The organism is Paenibacillus polymyxa (assembly GCF_018614975.1).
Lineage (GTDB): Bacteria > Bacillota > Bacilli > Paenibacillales > Paenibacillaceae > Paenibacillus > Paenibacillus polymyxa_E.
Window position 1 is genome coordinate 168,750 of the sequence record NZ_JAGGNR010000010.1, and the last position, 21,472, is coordinate 190,221.

The window sequence follows — 21,472 nt, forward strand, 5'->3', positions numbered from 1 at the left end:
TTCTGGGACGTACCGCAGGGTACAAGCTGGAGGAAACAGGCCATGGGTCTTTTTTAGATAGTAGAATTTATCAATTTTCTGGACGATTTCGTAAAAAAAGTTTGACAACGACCGTCTAACAGGATTATAGTCATTGTTGTTAATCGTAATAATTACTATTAAAGTCCGAATTACACAGACTGCAAATATAAGGAGTAGAGATCTATGACACAAAAGCAAGTTCCGGTAACCGTACTGAGTGGTTACCTCGGTTCAGGGAAAACGACGGTTTTGAATCACGTGTTGAACAACAGACAAGGGCTTAAGGTTGCGGTGATCGTCAACGACATGAGTGAGGTGAACATTGATGCTGCGCTGGTCAAGGGGGAGGCAACCTTGTCTCGAACCGAAGAGAAGCTGGTGGAATTATCCAATGGCTGTATCTGCTGCACCTTGCGAGATGATCTGATGCAGGAGATTGAGAAGCTGGTGAACGAAGGCAAGTATGACTATATTTTGATCGAATCCACCGGCATCAGTGAACCTGTTCCCGTTGCACAGACCTTTACATACGCCGATGAGGAGTCGGGTATTGACCTGACTAGCCTGGCCCGATTGGACTGTCTGGTAACGGTAGTGGATGCCAATCGATTCTGGCATGATTTTGGATCAGGACAGAGTCTTCTGGATCGTAACCAGGCGACCGGAGATGAGGACACCCGTGACGTCGTAGACTTGTTGATTGATCAGATCGAAACCTGTGATGTACTGCTGCTGAACAAATGTGATCTGGTCGATGACACCGAGCTGAACAAGCTCGAAGGCATCATCCGCAAGTTACAGCCTAACGCCAAGATCATTCGGACCGAGAATGGACAGGTGAATCCGTCTGAGATTCTGAACACAGGCCGCTTTGACTTCGAGAAAGTGAGCATGTCCGCTGGATGGATTCAGGAGCTGGAGAAGGAGTCGCATACCCCGGAAACCGAGGAATATGGCATTGGTTCCTTTGTCTATCGCCGCAGAAAGCCATTCCATCCTTCTCGTCTGGCAGAATTCATGAGTTACTGGCCGGAAGAAGTGGTACGTGCCAAAGGTTTAGTATGGCTCGCGGCTGAAGGGGATGTTGCTGCAAGCCTTAGTCAGGCAGGGCCATCCATTCAGTTCGGTCCTGCGGGACATTGGGTCGCGGCGTTGCCGGAAGCGGACAAAGAAGAGATTTTACGTAACGAACCGGATGTTCTGGAGAAATGGGATGCCCAGTGGGGAGATCGTCAGACGGAGCTTGTCATGATTGGGATCGACATGGAGCGTGCGAGCATTGAAGATGAGCTGGACCAGTGCCTGCTCAGTGATGAAGAAATGCTGGCCGACTGGGGTCATTTTGATAATCCCCTGCCATGGCCTGTGGAAGCTGTATAAGTCGGAGATGCGGGTTCTGTATTTGGAGTAAAGCTATATAACCACGTTCAGATAAATAACATAAATTCAATGGATAAAGGAGCTGTAATTCATGGCTAAAAAATCAAAAGTGGTACGTGAGAAGCAACGTCAGGCGATCGTGGCAAAATATGCGGACCTGCGCCGGGAACTGAAGGAAAAAGGGGATTATGAAGCATTGCAGAAATTGCCACGTAATGCATCTCCGACCAGACTAAAGAACCGTTGTGAAGTGACAGGCCGCCCGCGGGGTTATCTACGCAAATTCAAGGTATCTCGGATTAAGTTCCGTGAATTGGCACATCAAGGACAGATTCCTGGCGTAACAAAATCCAGCTGGTAAACAAATCAAGGGATGTAGCTGACCACCTTTGCATGAAGGCAGGGTATGTGTGCTGGGAGCTGTATGCGGTGCTTAGAACAGAGGTGGTATTTTACTGAAAGGATGTGCATCTTCATGCTGGACTTGTTTACGTTACGAAGAATTCAGTCTGTAATGAACGGATATATTCACGAGAAGGTACCTGCGCCACTGCGTACGATGGTGAAGTTGACATATGAGATGAATGACAATGAATTGATCCTGACCGAAGAAAGACCCGCTGAGGAACGGTATCAATGGGACAAGATGCATATTGCCCGATTTTACTGGGAAGAAAATCAGTGGAAAGTGTACGCCAGAGATGAACAGAGCAGCTGGAATCCGGTAGATGTTATTACACCTTGTTCTGATTTTGAAAATGTGCTCGAGCAGGTTGAAAGGGATGAGGCCGGACTGTTCTGGCGTGAGTGAGGGTGACGATAACGAGGACGAAGATACAAATGAACTTATATGAATAATGACCGAAGAAGACTCTGCATGTTGTATGCAGAGTCTTCTTTAACGTCAGCTTGTTCAAGGAATATCTGCCTATAACGAATGATTGTGCATCATACGGAATTGCATAGGTGTTACGTTTTCCTGGGTTTTGAAACATCGGATGAAATAGCTTGACTGTGAAAATCCCGTTTCCAGCGTAATTTGTTTAATGGAAAGGTTGGTTGTTGCGAGCAGCTGTTTCGCATGTAATAACCTGGATTCCATCAGGAATTCAGGGAAGGAGATTCCAAACGTCTGACTGAACTTTCGGCTAAAGTATGTTGTACTGTATCCGGCAATCCCGGCAGCGTGGTCAAGTGTAATGTGCTCGTTACTATGGGAACGAATATAATTCCCTGCTTCTCGAATTCGCTCTGAAGTGTGATTGAGCGAAACATTGATTTGGCTCGCAGCGGATTGCAATCGGGTCAGAAGTTCATAGAGTGTTGCTGCCATGCTGTGCTCGTCCTCCACCTGATAGCCTCTGCCTAGCTCCAGTAATCGATCCATGAGCGCGGTAACCACCGGGAAGTTGGAGCATTGAAACAGCCAGGGCTCGTCAACGCCTTTTCCATTTAACAGTTCCTCGAGACGAATGCCGTAAAAATGAATCCAACGAATACTCCACGGATCATCCAAATCTGAGTAGTAGGTTTGTCTGAGACCGGGACCATAGAGAAATCCCTGCCCTCGTGTTAGCTCATAACGAGTGGTTCCCGTGTCCAGGAATCCTTTACCGTTCAGGACAAGATGCAGATTGTAGCATTGATCCAAGTTGATTTCGGTAGTGCCATATTCTCGATGTACACGATGCTTCGGAAAGTCACTGTACCCTCCAATAAAATCGGGAAAGCATACATGTCTGGGGAAAATAGGCTTGGGGAGAAAGATGTGTTCTTTCACGTGCATCCTCCATTTGAACGCAATATTTTTATGTAATGAACTGGAATAGATTCATCCCACTGTTATTTGAATATTTAGCAATGACAATATTTTATTATAAGTCGCATAATCTTGTCATTTATTATATGTGAAGGTTCCAATAGAATGGAGGCAATATGGCAGGTTAAGGGGGCAATTAAAGGTGGCAAAATCAATCCAGATGGATGAATTGAAAATAGGGGTCTGTTATTACCCTGAGCACTGGTCGGAAGCGTTGTGGGAGGACGATTTCCGTAGAATGAAAGAGATGAATATCACAGTTATTCGAATGGCTGAATTCGCATGGTCCATCTTCGAGCCGGAAGAAGACCAGTTCGATTTTAGTTTTTTCCAGAAGGCACTGGATCTGGCGCATCAATACGGTTTGAGCGTTATTTTGGGAACACCTACTGCAACTCCACCAGCGTGGTTAACATCCAAATATCCTGAAGTATTAAACGCAAATAAGGACGGGGTGTTGTATCAACACGGTATGCGGCGTCATACCAACTACAGCAGCCCAATCTACAGACAGCAATGTGAGAAAATCGTGCGTAATATGGTGATGGCCTATAAAGATCATCCGGCTCTCATTGGATGGCAGATCGATAACGAATTCAATTGTCATATGGATGTTTTCTATGCTGAGGCTGACCATGTCGCCTTCCGTGAATGGTTAAAGGATCGTTATGAATCGTTGGAGAATTTGAACCAGGCTTGGGGAACCGTTTTCTGGAGTCAGACCTATACCGACTGGGAGCAAGTTCACCTTACCCGAAATATGGTCAGCCAATCGCCAAATCCTCATTTAGCATTAGATGAAAAGAGATTCATTTCAGCCAATACCATTTCATTTGCCAAGCCTCAGGTGGACATCATTCGGGAATTGGACCCTGAACATTGGATCACGACGAACGGTACGTTTGGACACTTGGATAATCATGAAATGACAGAAGACCTGTTGGATTTCTTCTCTTATGATTCGTATCCTCAGTTTGCCACGATCTTCCCAGGAACAGACGATAACTCATTACAAGATCGGGCCTGGAGCATGAAACTGTCCAACGTACGCAACATGTCACCGAACTTCTGCGTCATGGAACAACAGTCTGGGCCAGGAGGCTGGGTCGACAGTATAGGCATGGGTACGCCAAGACCGGGACAGATCCGATTATGGTCGTATCAATCTGTTCTTCACGGAACAGATCTGCTCGTCTACTTCCGCTGGCGGACGGCAACATTTGGCACCGAGATGTACTGGCATGGCATCAATGATTACCATAATCAACCCAACAGAAGAGTACGCGAGGTTGCACAAGTAGGAGAAGAGTTTGCCAAGATCGGGCGTGTTATTGCGGGCACTACATATCAAGCCAATGTTGCGATCCTACAGGATTACGATAACATCTGGGATGGAGAGTTGGACGAGTGGCACGGTCCGCTTCAGCAACAGAGTGTACGCTCCTGGTATAAGCAGCTCCAGTATCGTCATATTCCGACGGACATGGTTACACTGCAACCAACGACAACACTGGAAGAGTTATCTGAATATAAGGTGATCATCTATGCTCACCCGGCCATCATGACAGACGAGACAGCTGAACTTCTGCAAGCCTATGTCAGTCAAGGAGGCACTCTGTTTTTCGGTGCGCGCACCGGATATAAGGATCTCAGGGGGCATTGTTATATGAGACCGTTCCCTGGGGCTGTCGCTGAGTTGTGCGGTGTAACTGTAGAGGACTTTACCTTAATCAAAGGAACCGTTCCAGCAGCCAAACTGCAATGGAGTGGGGCGAGTGAGCGACTTCAGGGAGGAACGCCAACGGCCGGATTTAACGAAGTTCTTCATGTGGAGCATGCTGACGTGCAGGTCATGGCTGAGTATACATCCGAATATTATGCAGGTAGTCCTGCATTGACCAAACGTACAGTAGGTCAGGGGCAAGTATGGTATTATGGAGCGGCTTACAATGAACCGGTCGTAGATGCTCTCCTGGATGAAATAGAGCTATCTTCACCTGTGGGTGACCTGGTAGAGGTACCGTCCGAAGTTGAGCTTGGTATCCGTTCCGGTAAGGATAAAGCTTATGTATTTTTACTCAACTACTCGGATCAACAAGTCCCCATTAAAATTAAGAAGCAAGCAAAAGAGTTACTGTCAGGTACAACACTTCAGAATGAGATCAACATGCCCGCGTATGGTGTATTCATCCTGGAGATCGATTTACCGCAATGAGGAATCCATTCATCCTTAATTGTATTGCCTATTGAATTGAAGCGTAACCTAGGGACGAGCATGGCGATCCAATTGAATATTTTTTTGATGATCCACGCATAATTTTGCGGAAGTATAGAACATGTGAATGTATATTTTGTTCCTCAACGGAGCTACTTACCTAATTTAAAGATTATTTCATATGCAGTTCGTGTATAAATGAGGCTTCAGAGAGTAGTGAAGCGGGGGCAGAGAGACAGAGAGATTCCAGAAAGATAGTGGTTCTTTCCGTTGAAACAACCCCCGGCAGAGCTTACTTATGAAAGGAAACATACTCGTTAAGGATACAGCGCTGCGGCTTGTTATGATTATGGAAGAGTACCCTTCTGCATCACAAAAGAAATGGGCGGAAATGCTTGGTGTATCTCAGGGTCGAGTGAGTCAGTCCGGAAGTCTTCCGAATCGGAAGAGAGATAATCGACTATATTACAACATTCATAATAAAACATAGAAGAAAAGAAAAAACGAGCCTGGCATAAATTAACTGTACCCTATAGAATAGGCACTTTAAAAAAGTCTATCTATAGGGTATTTTTGTTTTATGCCTCGAAAAAGATAGGAATGGAGATATATCAATGAGTAAAAAAATGTTTACAGCAGGCGAAGTGAAGCAACTTTCTGCAAACCCGTATGTAAAGTCCGTATCTACGAAAGGAATTACGTATACAGACGAGTTTAAACAATTCTTTATTTCATCCAATCAGCAAGGGAGGTTGCCCAGAGACATATTTGAGGTCTGTGGATTAACGTACAGATGATTGGGATGACTCGTATCGAATCCTCTGGGAAACGGTGGAGAGCCAGTTACAGAGAGCAAGGCGAATTAGGTTTACATGAAAAGCGAGAATCAACCTCGGAAGAGAAGAACGCGAGACTCGAAGCGCAGATTCACCTGCTCCAAGCAGAGAATGAACTCTTAAAAAAGATTCGCATGGCCGAACGGGAGGGGGGATCACGAGTAAATCTAGCGCTTGGTCTTCGATACAAGTTGATCCGAACCGTGATTGAGAAATACCATCTAAGGCGAATGGTGAGTGTTCTTTGTGAGGCTGCAGGTGTCTCCAAAAGCGGATACTACCAGTACTGGAGCCCTTCCTCCATCCACAGACGCTATCAGAACGAACAGGCTGATGAAGAGCTGAGGGTTCATGTCAACCGCGCCTTCCATTTCAAAAAGCGTAACAAGGGAGCTCGCTCCATCAAGATTACACTGGAAGGACAGTATCGGATTTTCTGGAACCTGAAGCGGATCCGAAGAATCATGAAAAAATATGATATCGTGTGCCCCATTCGAAAGGCCAATCCGTATAAGCGAATGATGAAGGCAACCCACTAACATCGGACCGTGTCTAACTTGTTACAACGTAACTTTAAACAGGGAGTCCCGGGCAAGGTACTTCTAACTGATATTACCTATTTAAGTTATGGAAAAGGGAAGCGTGCTTATTTGTCCACCATTAAGGACAGCTCGACCAATGAAATTTTGGCTTATCATGTGTCGGAGCGAAGGACCATGGATCTGGCGACAAATACCTTGCTTCACTTACAGAAGAATCGCAAATTCGAGAAGACCGAAGACGCCTTCATTCATTCGGATCAAGGCATCCACTACACTCATCCGGATTTTCAGAAGAAAGTGAAAAGTATGGATCTTGGGCAATCCATGTCCAGACGAGGAAACTGCTGGGATAACGCTCCGCAGGAGTCGTTTTTTGGCCATTTTAAGGATGAAGTTCCCTAAAAGAGCTGCACCACGTTGGACGAAGTCAAACGTGAAATCAGAGCAGATATGACCTACTACAACCACTACAGATACCAGTGGAACCTAAAAAGGATGACCCCTGTACAATACAGAGATCATCTTCTTGAAGCCATATAGTTTTTTTAGAAATGTCCTTTACATAGGGTACAGTTTATTTAGAGAAGGTCTTTTTTTTATCTAATGCTACAGGCTTGTAAGATAATATTTATTAGCAGCAGTCCAAATGATAGCTGCTTTTTTGTATTGAATCAGATTATGAAAACTCACATTACAAAGGACCTGCGAGCTGCCGGTTCCATACTGCCCCCAGGTGTGGGATCGGCAGAGTGCGGAATCTCTGTCTGGATCGATGCGGAACTGCGCCGGCGATACCTATCCACGATGACCGCCGCGTCCAGGTAGCCGATCAACATAATGCTGGATCATTAGACCAATTGAGGGATATTTCCAGGGGCGGTTATTGATTGAATGTTTAATCTCTCGGAATAAGAGCCAAGAGTTTTTTTGTAATTGGTGTAAATTGTAGGTGCAGTAGTGATAAAACTACTGGTAGTTGATAGCCAGCCGGTGAGTTGGCCAGGCGACACTGCCGCGGCTTCGCATCTTACATACGGGGAGTAGATAAATAAAGCATAGAAAGAAAATATTAGTCGGATTATTTTTTTTATTGGTAACTATTTGATGTTCAGGACCGTTTAAATAATAAGTGTAAATATTGTCTGGGGGGGAACGGATGAAGAAAAAATGGAAGATAATTTTATTTAGCTTTATTGGGTTTATTATTCTTTTAGTCTTATTTGGAGCAACATACGTCAACAGCATTGGTTATAACAATTTAAAACTTATGTATAAGTTAAATACAACGGAAGTATCAATTGTTCAAATGGATGAAGAGGGGCAATATCTTGGATTAAGTGAGAACCGTAATGAAATTCTTAAAGATCGAATGGTGGAAAAAGGCTGGCAATTCAAGCAGCAGGAAGGGTCTACATTTTTCTTTGAGAAAGACAATCAAAAGGCTGTTGTTTCTACGAAAATATGGAATAGTAATTATGTCCTTTATCGTGTAGATGATAATATCGTCAATATTGCCGACAAATAAGGCAAAAAACCAGCCTGTCCACATATATGTGGAGGCTGGTTTTTATTTAATTAGTGGCTTTATCTATTTCATAGCCATACACGCCATACCCTTGGCTAAACATATCGGCAACTGTTCTTTCTTCCTTATGATCCCAAGTGTGCTGTGATATATACTTATTGCTACTACTGTCACCTGTGTTTTTCGTGATAATAACTGTATGTTCAATGTCAGAATCGGAGTTAGTATTTAAGCTTATTGCATCTCCAGTTTGCAATGCAGATACAGTAGAAGCTACCCCTGCTCGGGCACTCCAATGTTTATAGAAGTTATGAGCTCCACCCCATGTATGCGATGGGATAAGGGAACCAAAATGCCAGGACTGATCGCTTGCAAAACTAGCCCCATATTTAAATTTCATTCCTCCAGTGTATATTGCTTGTGACACGAAGTTTGCACAATCGTTCCATTTACTCCAACAACTTTGACCATCAGCGAGATTACACTTGTTATATTCAGCGTAGTAGGTCGAATATACTGGGTTTCTTCCATTCCACCATTTGTAAGCATAATCACGAGCTGCAATGTTGTTATATCCATTTGCGGAAACAGCAAACGTAGACACATTTTCATCTACAGTCGATGATGTTGTGGATGTGAGCCCATCATCAACTGTAGATGGTGCAATGTTTGGTATCGGGAGGAGTTCTTCTAAATCAATTATTTCTTCCGTTGAAAGTATCGCTTTCTTGCTAAGCTTGTTTTCATAACCTGCTATCTTTTCATTTTTTTCGTGATTCTCGTACCAGTCCATAAACTTAGCAAAATTGACAACTTTCTTCATGTCTTCATCATTAAAATCAAAGGCAAATGCCAAAGAAATAACATACTTTTGGTAATCAACATTATCAAAATCTACTTCTATTAAACTATCATGCTTCTTCATATGTTGAGTTACCAGTTCGATAGCTTCTTTATGCTCAAGTAGACCTTTTTTCTTTTCTTCTTCAGGTGAATCAGATAATGTTTCGTAATACCGAATTTCATTTTGCTGTACATGTAAATCCATTGTCGTCTCTGCATTAGTTTCAGCAGACGCACTCCCCATTAAACTAAAACTTAGAGCAAGTGTACCAAAAACTAGAAAAGTCTTCTTAAAATTCAATAAAATCACACTCCTATATCGTTTTTGAGGTTTCCCTCACAAGTATAAACGCTATAAAAGGAAAAAGGTTACTAATTAAATCAATAATTTGTAAAATGATCATAAATAATGGGTTTTTAGCAACGTCTGAAGAATTCGGGGAGTGATTGTTTCGAATATTTATAGTTGATGTAAATTATAGGGTACTATAGTGATCGCGCTCTTGGTACCCGGTCGTCAGTCGGTGAAGTTGGCCTGGCGGAACCGGCGCAGTTCTTAAAACAAAAAACAGGTGTGATACCAAGATAAAGATCTTCTTCATAGAAGGTCTTTTTTTGTTGCATTGAGGGGCTCATGCTAGTGGCTCTAAAGCGGCCAGAGCGGCCGCTTTAGAGCCACTACGCACCGCTGTCAGATTTACTCCACCCGATAACCAGTGCGCCTAAAACCGGGAAGAACACCCGGTTCAAGGCGCTCTACGTTCCTGGCTGTCGCTTAACATCCGCCACGGAGCCAAAGTCCAAGAATTAGGAAATGTAAAACCTTCTTGAAAGAGAAAAGAGGAAGACCAGGATCAGAAGGACATAAGGCATGGAGAGAACCGACATAGGCCGGTTCTTTTATATTGGATACTCTTTTCCCCTTTTGCCATCCGCATGTTAACAGGTGGCAGTTCGACTAACCTTCCGGCGGACCGAGCCTCCGGCTACGCCCCTCACTCCACTGGAAGCTAAGTCTCACAGTCGGCCGTTCAAGGGGCAAAAAAGTTTTTTCTCTTTCAAGAAGGACTGGGTCGAAAAAACTTTTTGTGCTGATCCCTTGACCACCCGCCTATGCCCCTGTTACCAAGCTCGGCGTCAAAAGGGAAAAAAATACCCTTACGGGGTTCCATCTAACATGCGGCTGTCAAAAGATCTTGTGGTAATGCTTCATTTCTGCTTCCACCAAGACTTTACATAAACCAACACTAAGGAGACTAGACACATGACTACAACTACTTCAACAAAAGAACCGAAGGTAAAAGCACTTTTTGAAGGGCGTTGCAAACATTATTTCATCGGAAGATTGGAAAAAATCCTGATCCTTCAGACCAAATTCCATAACTATTCTTTCCGGAATATCATGTTGATTCGCATGCAAAGACCGACCGCTAACCGAGTGGCCAGTTACGGATTATGGAAGAACCTAGGACGGCAAGTGGTGAAAGGGGCACAGTCGATCAAGATTATCGCACCACATATGGTCAAACTAAAGGACAAGGAAACAGGCGAGGAAAAGGAAGTACTTTCTTTCCACCAAGCATCCATATTCGATATCGCGGACACTGAAGGGGAGGAACTGCCGCGCCTGAACTACGATGAACTGGCAGGAGATACGAAAAAGTTACGTGAGTTTTACGAATTGGCTCTGAGCATCAGCCCGGTTCCCGTTAAAGAAAAGACCATCAAGGATGGAAGCGAGGGTTATTATCACACGGTAGAAGACTACATCGCCATAAAACGCGGCATTGGCGTTCACAAGAAATGTAAAACGCTTATTCATGAAATCGTTCATGCTACCCTGCATCGCCGGGATAACAATAATGAGTTATATATAGAAATAAATACCAAAAATGCCTTGCAGCCATTGCAAGGCGTTTTGTAAGATTATAGAATTTATACGTTTTCAGCAGAGCTTAAGGATTCAATAATCGCAAGAAAAGCAACCTTTAAACCACAAATGGTTCATCATCGATAGTGCTTCAATCAGAAGCTTTTCTTATATGCATGATGTGCAACATACGTTTAGCATGAATTGACATGGCTGTATTTCGTAAACCTATGCTTCGTACAAAATCTCACCTGTTCGGGATACATCATATCCCTCGAATGATTGCAGTTCCTGCCTGAACTCCGGCGATTGGAGAATTCGCAGTACAGATTCTGTCCAGGCTTCATTACCTTGCTTCCTCAGCATGACCAGATCATAGCGCTCCTGAATGAGCGGGATAAAATCAACCTGACCCACAAGTCGTGCAGCTTTCTCAATACCAACTCCGACATCAGCTTCACCTGAACTGACTTTGGCAGCCACGCCCATGTGACTGGTTTCTTCCATTTCATATCCGTTCAGACCTGTGGATGGAATTCCATGTAGCCGAAGTTGCTCATCCAGCAATACTCTCGCGCCAGAACCTTTCTCCCGGTTAGCGAGTCGAAGTTCAGACTTGTTCAGATCGGTCCAATTCTGCAAGTTCTGCGGGTTGCCACGCTGTACATACAGTCCGGCAGGACGTGATAGCAGGTTCACCACAACATAGGACCGTCCTGTCAGAATTTTGCGAATATACGGAAGATTATACTCACCGGTATCTCCGTCGAGCAGATGGGTGCTGACCAGATCGGACTCACCGCGGTACATCGAGATAAGCCCATCCAGACTACCCATGAACGAGCGTAGCGGACGAATGTCCCGAGTTTGTTTTTCCATATGGCGCATTAGAATATCCAGACTGACATCCTGACCTGTTATGACCAGATGCCGTGGTACAGCAGTCATTGCATGAGCAGAACTCGCTGGAGTAATCGCATGCGCAGACCCAACGGGTGTAGTCGATTGTAAGGAAGTTCCCTGAAAATCACCCTGACCTGGCTGAGTCCCTGATGCCGAGGTTTGATGAGGAGTCGGGATACGCTGCCCTGAGGACTGAAGTTGCTTGGAGCGACGTTTATATGCCTCCAGATCGGTTGCATCAATTCGCATTTGTTTACCCACACGGTATGCGACAAGGTCTCCCTTTTTGATCAGGTCATAGACCGTCAGTTTCGATATTTTGAGCAGCTTGGATATTTCTTCGGTTGTGTAGGATTGCTCCTCCGTCATAAGTGAAGATCCTCCTTCAAAGGTATAGAGCAATGATGGTTTTGTTATGAATGTTTCTTGTACTATATCATTAATTGAGGGATGCCATAAACCTGAGAACAAGCAATAAACGCATAGGACAGATAACAAAAATCAAATGTGATCTTAATCACCTTCCCATTTTTTTTGTCTTGTGTATAATTAGATATAATTAATTATAACTAGTTATAACCAAAGATAACGTTGGGGGAGAAAAGAATGAGAAAGAGAATCGGATATGTATTGGGAAGTATGTCACTGGGACTGGCTCTTGTATTGGCTGGTTGCGGCGCAAGCACGGGTACTACGGATACATCCACAGGTGCAGAACAAATGACCTCAACGCCAGCGGCATCAGGTGAAAGCTCATCAGCAGGAAATACCGATCCGCAGGAAACGGTAGACCTGACAATCTCTGCGGCGGCCAGTCTGACCGATGCGATGAAAGAGATTGAAACCAATTATGAGCTAGCTAATCCTTATATAGAACTTAATTTTAACTTTGGCGCCTCGGGTGCCTTGCAACAGCAGATAGAACAGGGTGCTCCGGCTGATGTCTTTGTATCGGCGGCAACAAAAAATATGAATGCGCTAGTGGATGAAAACCTGATTGCATCGGGCGATCAGAAGAATTTGCTACTGAATTCACTGGTGGCCATAGTGCCAGCAGATGGGACCCACACAGTAACCAGTGAAACGGATCTCACCAGCGACTCCATCAAGACGGTAGCCATTGGGATTCCGGAAAGTGTTCCTGCGGGAACCTATGCCAAGGAAGCTCTGACCAATGCCAAGCTGTGGGATGAACTGGAAAGCAAGCTTGTGCAGGGGAAAGACGTTAGACAGGTTCTTCAATATGTAGAGACAGGTAATGCAGATGCAGGATTTGTATATAAAACGGATGCTCTTACTTCGGATCAGGTGAAAATTGCGTTTGAGGTGGACAAGAACAGCTACACACCAACCAATTATCCAATAGGCATTATTGAAGGAACCAAACATCGTACAGAGGCCGAACAATTCTATGAGTATTTACAAACCCCTGAAGTGCTCAATATCTTCGCGAAATACGGATTCACAATTCCGGAATGAATGTGAACGCCATAGACTGGTCCGTATTCTGGTCACCGGTGCGCTTGTCACTTCAGGTTGCGCTGTTATCCAGCATAGTGGCGACTGTGCTCGGAATTGCGATAGCCTGGAAGATGTCACGTTCTTCATTTCGGGGGAAGATTCTGTTGGAAACAGCATTTATGCTGCCGCTAGTCCTTCCTCCGACGGTGGTTGGATTTCTGTTACTTGTCATACTGGGGCGTAAAAGTCTGTTTGGACAATGGATCGAAGCCATATTCTCCGCACCGGTTATTTTCACCTGGTGGGCTGCGGTGATTGCTTCGATGGTGGTTGCTTTTCCACTCGTGTATCAGACGATGAAATCGGGATTCAGTGGTGTGGATCGTGATCTGGAGGATGCGGGTCGTTCGATTGGGGCGAATGAGTGGCAGGTCTTTCGTTACATCTCCCTGCCGCTCGCAGGCAGAGCATTGATGACCGCTTTCATCCTGGGCTTTGCCCGTGCTCTCGGGGAATTTGGTGCGACACTGATGATTGCAGGCAATATTCCGGGCAAAACACAAACGGTACCCACGGCAATCTATGTCGCTGTGGATTCGGGCAATCAGACCATGGCTTGGGCGTGGACTGTTTCCATTATTATCATCTCGTTTCTCATGTTACTGATGACCAGACAGCAGCGAGATGGAAAAAATGACTGATTTAATATGTGTTAATATTATATATAAAATGATGAAAAACCCGTTTTGAGGAAAGAACTTTTTTCCTTAACGCGGGTTTTTATTACCAATTTCATATGTACCCATATCAAAGATTTGCCCATTTGGATCTTATGGAAATGTAAAGCTTTTTTAACATAAAAAATAAAAAAAATTAATCATTCAGTACTCGCTTTCAGTGGGCTTGTTCCTGTAAGATAGAAGTAATTGATTCCAGCCAAGTACTGAAATAAGGAGAGACGACGATGAACACTAAACCTGATTGCGGCGTTTCGTTGCAGATCGATGACTATCTGGATCTTTTGCATTTTGCCATCCAAATTCAGGATCAGGAATGGCAGCAATCCCTTATCCGCCAACTCAAAATATTCCAGACGGCGACGGAGCAGCAACGCACACCTGAAGAGGAATTATGGACACGGTTTGATTACATCAACAGCAAACTGACAGGTCTGTGCCACCAGATTCATGCCGCTCATTCCATGGATGAACGCAAGAAGTTTGAGGAACGGATCGGTCTCTTACAATTACAGCGAGTGGAAGTTGCACGTAAAATTAAATGGGCGAGTCGCAGATAGATGAGTAGTGTACACACCAAGTGATGCACCGCCAAAATGGTATAATTAGTGAGAGTCATACAAGAAGAAGCCATCCGCCGATCGATATGGGGGATGGCTTTTTCTTGTACTATAGAGAAGTTCTATAACCTTATCAGGATGTCCTATTAGTTTAGTTATTGCCCTCAGATGACTTGTAATGGGAGCACACATCATATTTGCTGTGATAACAGCCTGTGGAGGAGATTGGGAATGGTTAAAAAACGGGGGATTCAAAAATTCCGGACAGCACTGCTGTTCATTACAATGCTGGCGGTACTGGCTGGATGCAGGTAGTCTGAGAAAGGTGTGCAGCGGTAATGGGAAAATCATTTGATCTGTCATTGGTTCTGGATTTCATCCCGGAACGGCTACGATATTTGCATATAACACTGATTGTACTGAGTGGTTCCATCGCGCTTGGACTGGTGGGCGGCGTGCTTCTGGCCGTCCCCGGCTGTATCGGATTCCGGTACTAAGCCAAGTGGCTACCCTGTACGTCTCATTCATGCGGGGCACACCGATCCTCATCAAATTGTTCCTGGTGTATTACGGACTTCCCGAGTTGCTCAAACCCATTGGCATCGACCTGTCGAGAACCGACCCGTTGTTATTTGTCATTGTGACCTATGCGCTTAGTGACGCGGCATCCTTTGCCGAGATCTTTCGCGGAGCGGTGCGTAGTGTGGATAAAGGTCAGACGGAAGCTGCCTATGCTGCGGGTATGACCACATTCCAGTCGTTTCGGCGGATTGTTGTTCCGCAGGCACTGATTGTTGCTTTTCCGAACATGGCCAATACGTTAATTGGTTCATTGAAGGATACCTCGTTGGACTCGCCTATGCAGAACGCAGACTCCAGCGTCATGAACGCAAGAGGGTTGTACACAAACCGGCAATTTGAGCCAAACGCACTGAAACGAATAGCGGGGTGAGCATATGTCGATTGATCTCCAGTTTATCTACTGGGGGCTGACCATCATTGCCGAGCGAATCACTGCTCTGCTTGAGCGTCAGGTTGCCGTGTACAGCAAAGGACAATTCCTCAGTCGATATTCTTCCGACTGGAGTTATGTCATCTGACGATATAGGCGCAAGCTGTAGTAACTGACGATCCCGGCCCGGCATATGCTGTAACAGGCAAATGCTGATAGGCCGGGTTTTTCTATGGGTGAAGCAGGCCGTGACGGTAAGGAGGAGGACCATGCAGAGCAAAATCGATGAAATCATCACACATATTGCACACTCTCACCAGCAGATCGCACGTGTGCTGGATGCCAAACGCCAAGTCGCTGTACGCATGTCTGAAATCATCAATCATTTGCCAGATATCGAACCGGAGTTGGATGGCGTTGACGGTCTGCTGGATAGCTCTGGGCAAATCAACAAAAGCATTATCTCTTACTTGGGGGGCCTTGCAGATCTGGAAGAGGCTGTAGCCGAAACGCTGACCCAAGTCATGCGGGAGATCGCGGTTCAAGAGGAAGAATAAGCCCGGAAGGCGGGTGAAGGAACATGAGTAGAGAACAGAGCCTCATTCTGATGCTGGACGCAGCAGCCAAAATGCAGTGGAATATTGCCCTGATCCTGGAGGCAAAAGCGATTGAGGCCGAGAAGGTACGGAACTGGACGCTGAATCATCTGAATGGGGATACCTTTCTGACGCATGGGGATCAGGTAGGGGAGCCGCTCAAAATGCATGATCAGCTGGTGGAATTGCTGGAAGGATTAACCCGGATGGAGACCGGACTGTGCAACAATCTCAAAGCGGTGATGGTACAGAACGATAGCGATGATGGCGGCGGTATGGACGGTGGCATGTTTGGCGGCATGGATCTGGGAGACATGGGAAAATGAGTCTGATGCGGCGTGAGCAGGAAGCCAAACTGGCACTCATTGAATCCATTGCACACAGTCAGCAGGCGCTGGCACGCATTCTGGACAGTGTAGCCAGTGTAACCGCTCATTCGGAAGTATCCGCCCGCAGTCTGGCCGAGAACATTCGTTTGCTGAGTCGTTATCAGGAAGAAATGTCTCGTATGGTTACGGGAATCAGGCTGGCCCGAATCCAGCATGGGGAGCCTGGTTTACCGTGGCTCAAAGACCCCGGGTGTGCAATTCGTATCGTTCGGGACATACAGGAGGAATGTTGACATGTTAAAGAAGAAAAAAATACGACTGAGAACCAAAAGAGCTTTGTTAACCCGTGGAGCCCGTCTGCGCAAAATTCGCAAGCTGCGTGCGCTCAGAGCTAAACGTGTTCTTCACAAACGCCCACTTAAAGGACGCAGTGCGTGGCTCAAAAAAAAGAAACGTGCGGTACGGCGGCACCGGAGTCCGAAGTCCGTACAACCAGTCGTCCCGGCTACCCCTACCGATCCGAACCCGGACGGTGCGTACAGCCAAGGATACAACGAGGCGTACAACGAGGGATTCAACGCGGGTTTCGCCAAGGGATTCGAGGACGGACATCAGCTGGCGTACAAAGCACAGTAACCGAGTAGACACGATTATTCCTGCATGGAATGATATCTGTATAACAGTTAGCCCGGGGAGACAGATCCCTCCGGGCTATTTGCATCGCCGCAAAAGCGGACATGCCCGTACAGGCGGATGATGAGGGCAAGCGCCAATTTTGCGCCTTGCAGGACACCCGTCCATGATGCATCTGACCCCGAGGCATATCCTTTAGAGGGAAGACCAATCACGGGGAGAGTCTGGAAGTAAGATCTCCTGAAGGAAGACAGGGTGAAGAATGTGGCAAAACGAAGACACCGTCCGCTGACCGAAGCGGAAACGGCTTACCGCGGCGGATACGCAGAAGGCCGCAGATTTGGCGGCTGTCAGGCCATGATGGAGCGGGTGCAGAAGTTTCAACCGACCCTGCGGGACATGAAAGTACTGTATATTCCGCAAGGATTCGATGCCATCGATGAAGGTGTCACCTTGGCTCTGCAGCAGTCTGTACGTGAATGCGTTGTTGGATCGCCAGCAGCGATGTTGCAGGAAGCCAGTCAACATCGGCCCGATGTCGTGCTTGTCATGAATGGTTTGCATGTATTTCCTGCAGATCATGTGGAGCAGGTGAAGGGCATACGTGCACTCGGTATTCGAACTGCCGTGTGGTTTGTGGATGATCCGTATTTCACCGAAGATACAACGTCCCTTTGCCAGCACTATGATGTCGTGTTCACGCATGAAGAGGCCGCCGTACCCCTCTATCTGGGACATGGAGCGAACCAGGTCATCTATATGCCACTCGCAGTGAATCCAGGCATGTTTCAACCGCGGCGCGCGGCACCGCAGCATCAGCACGACATTTGTTTTATCGGTACCGGATTCTGGAACCGGATTGCCTTGTTTGATGAGCTGGCCCCTTTTCTTGCGGACAAAAAGGTATTCATTGCGGGTAGCCAGTGGAACCGGTTGGCACGCTTTGATGTACTAGGCCGTTTCATCCACGAAGGATGGATTGCTCCTGGAGAGACAGTAGATTATTACAATGGCGCCAAGATTGTCATTAACATTCACCGGACTTGCGAGAATGGGGAAGACAATCGCAACACACATCATCTTGAAGGTCACTCGATTAATCCACGCACGTATGAGATCAGCGCATGTGGCACAATGCAGATTACGGATGCACGTGCAGATTTACCCCGTTATTATAAGCCGGGATATGACATCGAGACGTTCACCAACGCAGCAGAACTTCAGCGCAAGATCCACTATTATCTGAAGCATGAAGAAGAACGACAGGCGATGGCGTGGCGGGGACTTCTCACCACGATGAACCAGCATACATTCACTCGCCGCATCGATCAGTTGCTGGAACATTTGTAATCCCCATCTGAAGTGCAGCATCAACAAAAAACCTATCCCAAAAAATAAAGGAGTGGCGGTATGTCTCTCAAGCACCGTAAAACCAAAAAGGTTCATGCACGCGTACTGAGCCTGGCTGATCAAGCACGCAAAAATGGGCAACATGCCGGATATGACGCTGGTAAGGAAGAAGGATATCTGCGCGGTCGCGCCAACTATATTGTGAATTGTGCACAGGAACCGTTGCCTTTCCGGCAGCTTCACGTGCTGTATGTATCCTCGGGTAAAGGCTTCCCTTACTCCCCGTTGGATGAGGCTATCATGGCCACGCTACAGGGTATGGTGGCTCAGGTAACCCTCACTGATCCGCGTCAACCAGTTTCTGAAATTGCGCTGCAGACGCGTCCTGATCTTGTGCTTGTGTTGGATGGAATGGATATTCCCGTCGAGCATATCGATGCAATTCGCCAAGCGGGCATTCAGACAGCGATCTGGCTCACGGATGACCCGTACTATACAGATATGACGCTGGGGATCGTGAAACATTTTGACCATATCTTTACGCTCGAACTGAACTGTGTGGAACTGTACCGCCAAAGCGGTTGTGCATCGGTTCACTACCTTCCTTTTGCAGCCTTCACGAATCATTACTTCCCGATTACAACCCCTTCCCCATTAAAACGAGATGTCAGCTTTATCGGCTCTGCCTATTGGAACCGGGTGTACTTCTTCAACCCGATCATGGCGCAGCTGATGTCACACAATACGGTATTTAACGGTATCTGGTGGGACCGTCTGCCTGACTATACCGCCTATGGAGAGAAGATCGAACTCGGCCGCTGGATGAGTCCGCAGGAGACCAATGATGTGTATAATGGCACCAAAATTGTCATCAACCTGCATCGATCCCACGAAGATGATTCCGTCAATAATAATCACCTCAAAATTTTGCCAGCCTCACCGAACCCGAGAACGTTTGAAATTGCTTCCTCCACAACACTACAGCTAACTGATGCACGGGATGATATTGCCCGTTTCTACAAACCGGGTGTGGAAATCGAGACGTATTCCTCCCCGCAGGAATTGCTCGATAAGGTGGAATATTATCTTACTCATGAGAAGGAACGCCGTGAGATTGCACTTCGAGGGCTCGAACGCACATTGAAAGATCACACGTATGGCAAAAGAATTAATGAAATGTTAACCATTATATTCCCTTAATATCGGCCGGGAGGAGGTGTGCACTGTACCCTGTATCGGGATATTCACGTACAGGGTCCGTGCGGCCATGGCAACGAAACCAAAGTTGATGTTGTTTTCCCATGTGTGCAACACCCGCAGCATTACAGGTGCCGAGAAGCTGCTGCTTCATTTTATGAGAGAGATCGGTACGATCTTTGAATGTGTGCTCGTAGCCCCTCAGGAGGGGAAGCTTGCGGGGCTTGCGCGAAGATTCGGCATTCAGGTCAAAATATGCACTCTGCCGATGCTTCACGGTGTGTACACACCTTACCTGGGCATTGCAGATGATGCGGAGCATCTTCGCCATACACCAGCGTATCAGGAAGCGGTCTCTCTAATACGGGAGACTGCTCCCGATATGGTGTTAACGAACACCTGCGTTAATGTGATGCCGGCTATAGCCGCAAAGTCCCTTCAGATTCCGGTCATCTGGAAGATAACCGAGATCATTCACTCGAATGAACATACAACCGAGGCGATCCAGATGATTGGTTGTTACGCAGATTGGATTATCGGTATATCCGAGACAGCGGTGGCCCCATTCCAACAAGCGGGCATGGGTGACAAAGTAACCATCATTTCCCCTACCTGGGAACCCGCGCTACCAGCACCGGACCGCTGGGTTCATCTGCGCGAACGTAAGCGCAAGGAGCTCGGTTTCAAATCATCGCAGACCTGTATCGGTTATATTTCTTCATTTATATATGATGCCAAAGGGTTGAAACCTTTTGTGGATATGGCCTTGAGGATCTGTGAAACACATTCGCGCTGTCGCTTCTGGATCATCGGGGCACCATCGGATAAAAAGTATTACGACGAGTGTGTATCCCGGGTGAAAAAATCCGGATATTCACGCCGGTTTACCTTCACTACATTTGAAGAGAACGTATCTCTGGCGTATACCGCGATGGATCTCCTGGTCATCCCAAGCATGGTCAAAGAAGGATTTGGCATGACCGCACTGGAGGGTCTCTATTTTGCCAAACCGGTCATTGCTTTCGCTCAGGGTGGACTGAAGGAATTAATGGAATCCGTAGGCAGTGATGCATTTTTGGCCCCGCCGGGCGATACCGAAGCGCTTATCACCTTGGCAACAACCTTGCTGAATGATGCAGAGCTGGCCTCAAATACGGGGTGGCGCAATCGGACAGAAGCGGAAAGGCTCTACGGCGTTGAAACCTACCGAACGAAACTGCATACGATGGTGACACAGTGGTTATTGCGTTTTCCCGGATGGTTTGCTTATATCCAACCTCCGAATGGACCTGTGTATACCCATGGGGAGGGGGGACTACGCACTGTACTGGTTCTGGAGCCGGCTACGGTTCGTGCACTGTTATTCCCGCTGACCGTCATACAGGCGTTGCCACATTCCTCATTACCTCCAATCGCATTGGGTCAAGTTGCTCCTGTTGATTCAGGCAATCGCCCAGCTGCAAAGCTGATTCAACAAAGGGGCAAAACGCGGAAACGTCGTCGCAAGCCACTTGCACCTCATTCTCGCCGAGACCGTGAGGGGCTGAAACGTACTTCCGGAACTGGCAGACGTAAGGGGAGACCCCGTACAACGAAGGGACCGCGTCCGCATATGGGGAAATCGGCTAGTCGCAGACGCAAATCTGCCAAGGCGGGACGTAGCCGAGTACGGCGCAGGGGTTCCAATACAAGATGAAGGCAGG

23 protein-coding genes and 1 pseudogene are annotated in these 21,472 nt (G+C 46.6%); 21 read left to right on the forward strand and 3 right to left on the reverse strand.

Annotated elements, in window-relative coordinates:
• Positions 1-204 precede the first annotated feature (204 nt).
• The 3 genes from J7E78_RS08095 (at position 205) to J7E78_RS08105 (ending at position 2,212) form a co-directional block, all read left to right on the forward strand.
• The gene (locus J7E78_RS08095; protein WP_215075740.1) at positions 205-1,401 is read left to right on the forward strand and encodes a GTP-binding protein; all 1,197 of its coding nucleotides are present in this window, start codon (positions 205-207) and stop codon (positions 1,399-1,401) included.
• Positions 1,402-1,492: 91 nt separating this feature from the next.
• Positions 1,493-1,762 (forward strand): 30S ribosomal protein S14, encoded by a 270-nt coding sequence (rpsN, locus tag J7E78_RS08100; RefSeq protein ID WP_036605831.1) that lies wholly within the window; start codon positions 1,493-1,495, stop codon positions 1,760-1,762.
• 114 nt (positions 1,763-1,876) lie between these two features.
• Entirely contained in the window at positions 1,877-2,212 is a 336-nt protein-coding gene (locus J7E78_RS08105; RefSeq protein ID WP_211083012.1) for a DUF3024 domain-containing protein, read from the forward strand.
• 117 nt (positions 2,213-2,329) lie between these two features.
• Here the strand turns inward: J7E78_RS08105 and J7E78_RS08110 are convergent, their stop codons facing one another.
• Positions 2,330-3,181 (reverse strand): helix-turn-helix transcriptional regulator, encoded by an 852-nt coding sequence (locus J7E78_RS08110; RefSeq protein WP_215075741.1) that lies wholly within the window; start codon positions 3,179-3,181, stop codon positions 2,330-2,332.
• A gap of 181 nt (positions 3,182-3,362) precedes the next feature.
• On the opposite strand from J7E78_RS08110, the gene J7E78_RS08115 reads away from it, so the two are divergent.
• From J7E78_RS08115 to J7E78_RS08130, 4 genes and pseudogenes are all read left to right on the forward strand, one after another.
• Positions 3,363-5,435 (forward strand): beta-galactosidase, encoded by a 2,073-nt coding sequence (locus tag J7E78_RS08115; protein WP_215075742.1) that lies wholly within the window; start codon positions 3,363-3,365, stop codon positions 5,433-5,435.
• Positions 5,436-5,733: 298 nt separating this feature from the next.
• Complete coding sequence (locus J7E78_RS08120; protein WP_215075743.1) at positions 5,734-5,925, forward strand: hypothetical protein; 192 nt, start codon at positions 5,734-5,736, stop codon at positions 5,923-5,925.
• 124 nt (positions 5,926-6,049) lie between these two features.
• A pseudogene (locus tag J7E78_RS08125) lies at positions 6,050-7,353 on the forward strand (IS3 family transposase).
• Positions 7,354-7,969: 616 nt separating this feature from the next.
• Complete coding sequence (locus J7E78_RS08130; protein ID WP_215075744.1) at positions 7,970-8,338, forward strand: hypothetical protein; 369 nt, start codon at positions 7,970-7,972, stop codon at positions 8,336-8,338.
• Between the two features lie 46 nt (positions 8,339-8,384).
• Here the strand turns inward: J7E78_RS08130 and J7E78_RS08135 are convergent, their stop codons facing one another.
• Positions 8,385-9,482 carry an amidase domain-containing protein gene (locus J7E78_RS08135; protein ID WP_215075745.1) on the reverse strand — a complete coding sequence of 366 codons (1,098 nt, stop codon included), beginning with the start codon at positions 9,480-9,482 and terminating at the stop codon, positions 8,385-8,387.
• Positions 9,483-10,445: 963 nt separating this feature from the next.
• Here J7E78_RS08135 and J7E78_RS08140 point away from each other — a divergent pair.
• A complete protein-coding gene (locus tag J7E78_RS08140; protein WP_215075746.1) occupies positions 10,446-11,105 on the forward strand; it encodes an ArdC family protein in 660 nt (219 codons plus the stop codon).
• A gap of 174 nt (positions 11,106-11,279) precedes the next feature.
• On the opposite strand, the gene J7E78_RS08145 is transcribed toward J7E78_RS08140, so the two are convergent.
• Positions 11,280-12,323, reverse strand: coding sequence for a substrate-binding domain-containing protein (locus J7E78_RS08145; RefSeq protein WP_215075747.1), 1,044 nt, complete (start codon positions 12,321-12,323; stop codon positions 11,280-11,282).
• Positions 12,324-12,560: 237 nt separating this feature from the next.
• Between J7E78_RS08145 and modA the strand changes: the two genes are divergently transcribed.
• The 13 genes from modA to J7E78_RS08205 all read left to right on the forward strand — a co-directional run bounded on the left by modA (position 12,561) and on the right by J7E78_RS08205 (position 21,465).
• Complete coding sequence (gene modA / locus J7E78_RS08150; protein WP_215075748.1) at positions 12,561-13,433, forward strand: molybdate ABC transporter substrate-binding protein; 873 nt, start codon at positions 12,561-12,563, stop codon at positions 13,431-13,433.
• Positions 13,430-14,116 carry a molybdate ABC transporter permease subunit gene (gene modB, locus J7E78_RS08155; RefSeq protein ID WP_215075749.1) on the forward strand — a complete coding sequence of 229 codons (687 nt, stop codon included), beginning with the start codon at positions 13,430-13,432 and terminating at the stop codon, positions 14,114-14,116. The genes modA and modB overlap by 4 nt, the downstream gene beginning before the upstream one ends.
• A 263-nt stretch (positions 14,117-14,379) precedes the next feature.
• Positions 14,380-14,712: a hypothetical protein gene (locus J7E78_RS08160; protein WP_124117622.1), complete on the forward strand. Its 333-nt coding sequence runs from the start codon at positions 14,380-14,382 to the stop codon at positions 14,710-14,712.
• A gap of 338 nt (positions 14,713-15,050) precedes the next feature.
• On the forward strand, positions 15,051-15,209 hold the full coding sequence (locus J7E78_RS29315) for a hypothetical protein (protein ID WP_251034901.1): 159 nt from the start codon (positions 15,051-15,053) through the stop codon (positions 15,207-15,209).
• A 5-nt stretch (positions 15,210-15,214) separates the two neighbouring features.
• Entirely contained in the window at positions 15,215-15,664 is a 450-nt protein-coding gene (locus J7E78_RS08165; RefSeq protein WP_311516958.1) for an ABC transporter permease subunit, read from the forward strand.
• Between the two features lie 4 nt (positions 15,665-15,668).
• Positions 15,669-15,812, forward strand: a complete 144-nt coding sequence (locus tag J7E78_RS08170) for a hypothetical protein (protein ID WP_215075839.1) — start codon at positions 15,669-15,671, stop codon at positions 15,810-15,812.
• A gap of 121 nt (positions 15,813-15,933) precedes the next feature.
• Complete coding sequence (locus tag J7E78_RS08175; protein ID WP_017692509.1) at positions 15,934-16,221, forward strand: hypothetical protein; 288 nt, start codon at positions 15,934-15,936, stop codon at positions 16,219-16,221.
• Positions 16,222-16,244: 23 nt separating this feature from the next.
• Positions 16,245-16,586 carry a restriction endonuclease subunit S gene (locus J7E78_RS08180; RefSeq protein ID WP_215075750.1) on the forward strand — a complete coding sequence of 114 codons (342 nt, stop codon included), beginning with the start codon at positions 16,245-16,247 and terminating at the stop codon, positions 16,584-16,586.
• On the forward strand, positions 16,583-16,882 hold the full coding sequence (locus J7E78_RS08185) for a hypothetical protein (RefSeq protein ID WP_076211204.1): 300 nt from the start codon (positions 16,583-16,585) through the stop codon (positions 16,880-16,882). The genes J7E78_RS08180 and J7E78_RS08185 overlap by 4 nt, the downstream gene beginning before the upstream one ends.
• A gap of 1 nt (position 16,883) precedes the next feature.
• Positions 16,884-17,225: a FliH/SctL family protein gene (locus J7E78_RS08190; protein WP_215075840.1), complete on the forward strand. Its 342-nt coding sequence runs from the start codon at positions 16,884-16,886 to the stop codon at positions 17,223-17,225.
• Between the two features lie 252 nt (positions 17,226-17,477).
• Entirely contained in the window at positions 17,478-18,572 is a 1,095-nt protein-coding gene (locus tag J7E78_RS08195) for a CgeB family protein (protein ID WP_215075751.1), read from the forward strand.
• Positions 18,573-18,632: 60 nt separating this feature from the next.
• Entirely contained in the window at positions 18,633-19,772 is a 1,140-nt protein-coding gene (locus J7E78_RS08200) for a CgeB family protein (protein WP_215075752.1), read from the forward strand.
• A gap of 67 nt (positions 19,773-19,839) precedes the next feature.
• Positions 19,840-21,465: a glycosyltransferase gene (locus J7E78_RS08205; protein ID WP_215075753.1), complete on the forward strand. Its 1,626-nt coding sequence runs from the start codon at positions 19,840-19,842 to the stop codon at positions 21,463-21,465.
• The last annotated feature ends 7 nt before the right edge of the window (positions 21,466-21,472 follow it).

Bases quoted from the DNA above. Each gene is read 5' to 3' on its own strand.
- J7E78_RS08160 (WP_124117622.1), top strand. From the start codon at position 14,380: ATGAACACTAAACCTGATTGCGGCGTTTCGTTGCAGATCGATGACTAT.
- rpsN (WP_036605831.1), top strand. From the start codon at position 1,493: ATGGCTAAAAAATCAAAAGTGGTACGTGAGAAGCAACGTCAGGCGATC.
- J7E78_RS08145 (WP_215075747.1), bottom strand. From the start codon at position 12,323: ATGACGGAGGAGCAATCCTACACAACCGAAGAAATATCCAAGCTGCTC.
- J7E78_RS29315 (WP_251034901.1), top strand. From the start codon at position 15,051: ATGGGAAAATCATTTGATCTGTCATTGGTTCTGGATTTCATCCCGGAA.
- J7E78_RS08120 (WP_215075743.1), top strand. From the start codon at position 5,734: ATGAAAGGAAACATACTCGTTAAGGATACAGCGCTGCGGCTTGTTATG.
- J7E78_RS08180 (WP_215075750.1), top strand. From the start codon at position 16,245: ATGAGTAGAGAACAGAGCCTCATTCTGATGCTGGACGCAGCAGCCAAA.
- modB (WP_215075749.1), top strand. From the start codon at position 13,430: ATGAATGTGAACGCCATAGACTGGTCCGTATTCTGGTCACCGGTGCGC.
- J7E78_RS08200 (WP_215075752.1), top strand. From the start codon at position 18,633: ATGTCTCTCAAGCACCGTAAAACCAAAAAGGTTCATGCACGCGTACTG.
- J7E78_RS08130 (WP_215075744.1), top strand. From the start codon at position 7,970: ATGAAGAAAAAATGGAAGATAATTTTATTTAGCTTTATTGGGTTTATT.
- J7E78_RS08095 (WP_215075740.1), top strand. From the start codon at position 205: ATGACACAAAAGCAAGTTCCGGTAACCGTACTGAGTGGTTACCTCGGT.
- J7E78_RS08205 (WP_215075753.1), top strand. From the start codon at position 19,840: ATGGCAACGAAACCAAAGTTGATGTTGTTTTCCCATGTGTGCAACACC.
- J7E78_RS08140 (WP_215075746.1), top strand. From the start codon at position 10,446: ATGACTACAACTACTTCAACAAAAGAACCGAAGGTAAAAGCACTTTTT.
- J7E78_RS08170 (WP_215075839.1), top strand. From the start codon at position 15,669: ATGTCGATTGATCTCCAGTTTATCTACTGGGGGCTGACCATCATTGCC.
- J7E78_RS08185 (WP_076211204.1), top strand. From the start codon at position 16,583: ATGAGTCTGATGCGGCGTGAGCAGGAAGCCAAACTGGCACTCATTGAA.
- modA (WP_215075748.1), top strand. From the start codon at position 12,561: ATGAGAAAGAGAATCGGATATGTATTGGGAAGTATGTCACTGGGACTG.
- J7E78_RS08105 (WP_211083012.1), top strand. From the start codon at position 1,877: ATGCTGGACTTGTTTACGTTACGAAGAATTCAGTCTGTAATGAACGGA.
- J7E78_RS08175 (WP_017692509.1), top strand. From the start codon at position 15,934: ATGCAGAGCAAAATCGATGAAATCATCACACATATTGCACACTCTCAC.
- J7E78_RS08190 (WP_215075840.1), top strand. From the start codon at position 16,884: ATGTTAAAGAAGAAAAAAATACGACTGAGAACCAAAAGAGCTTTGTTA.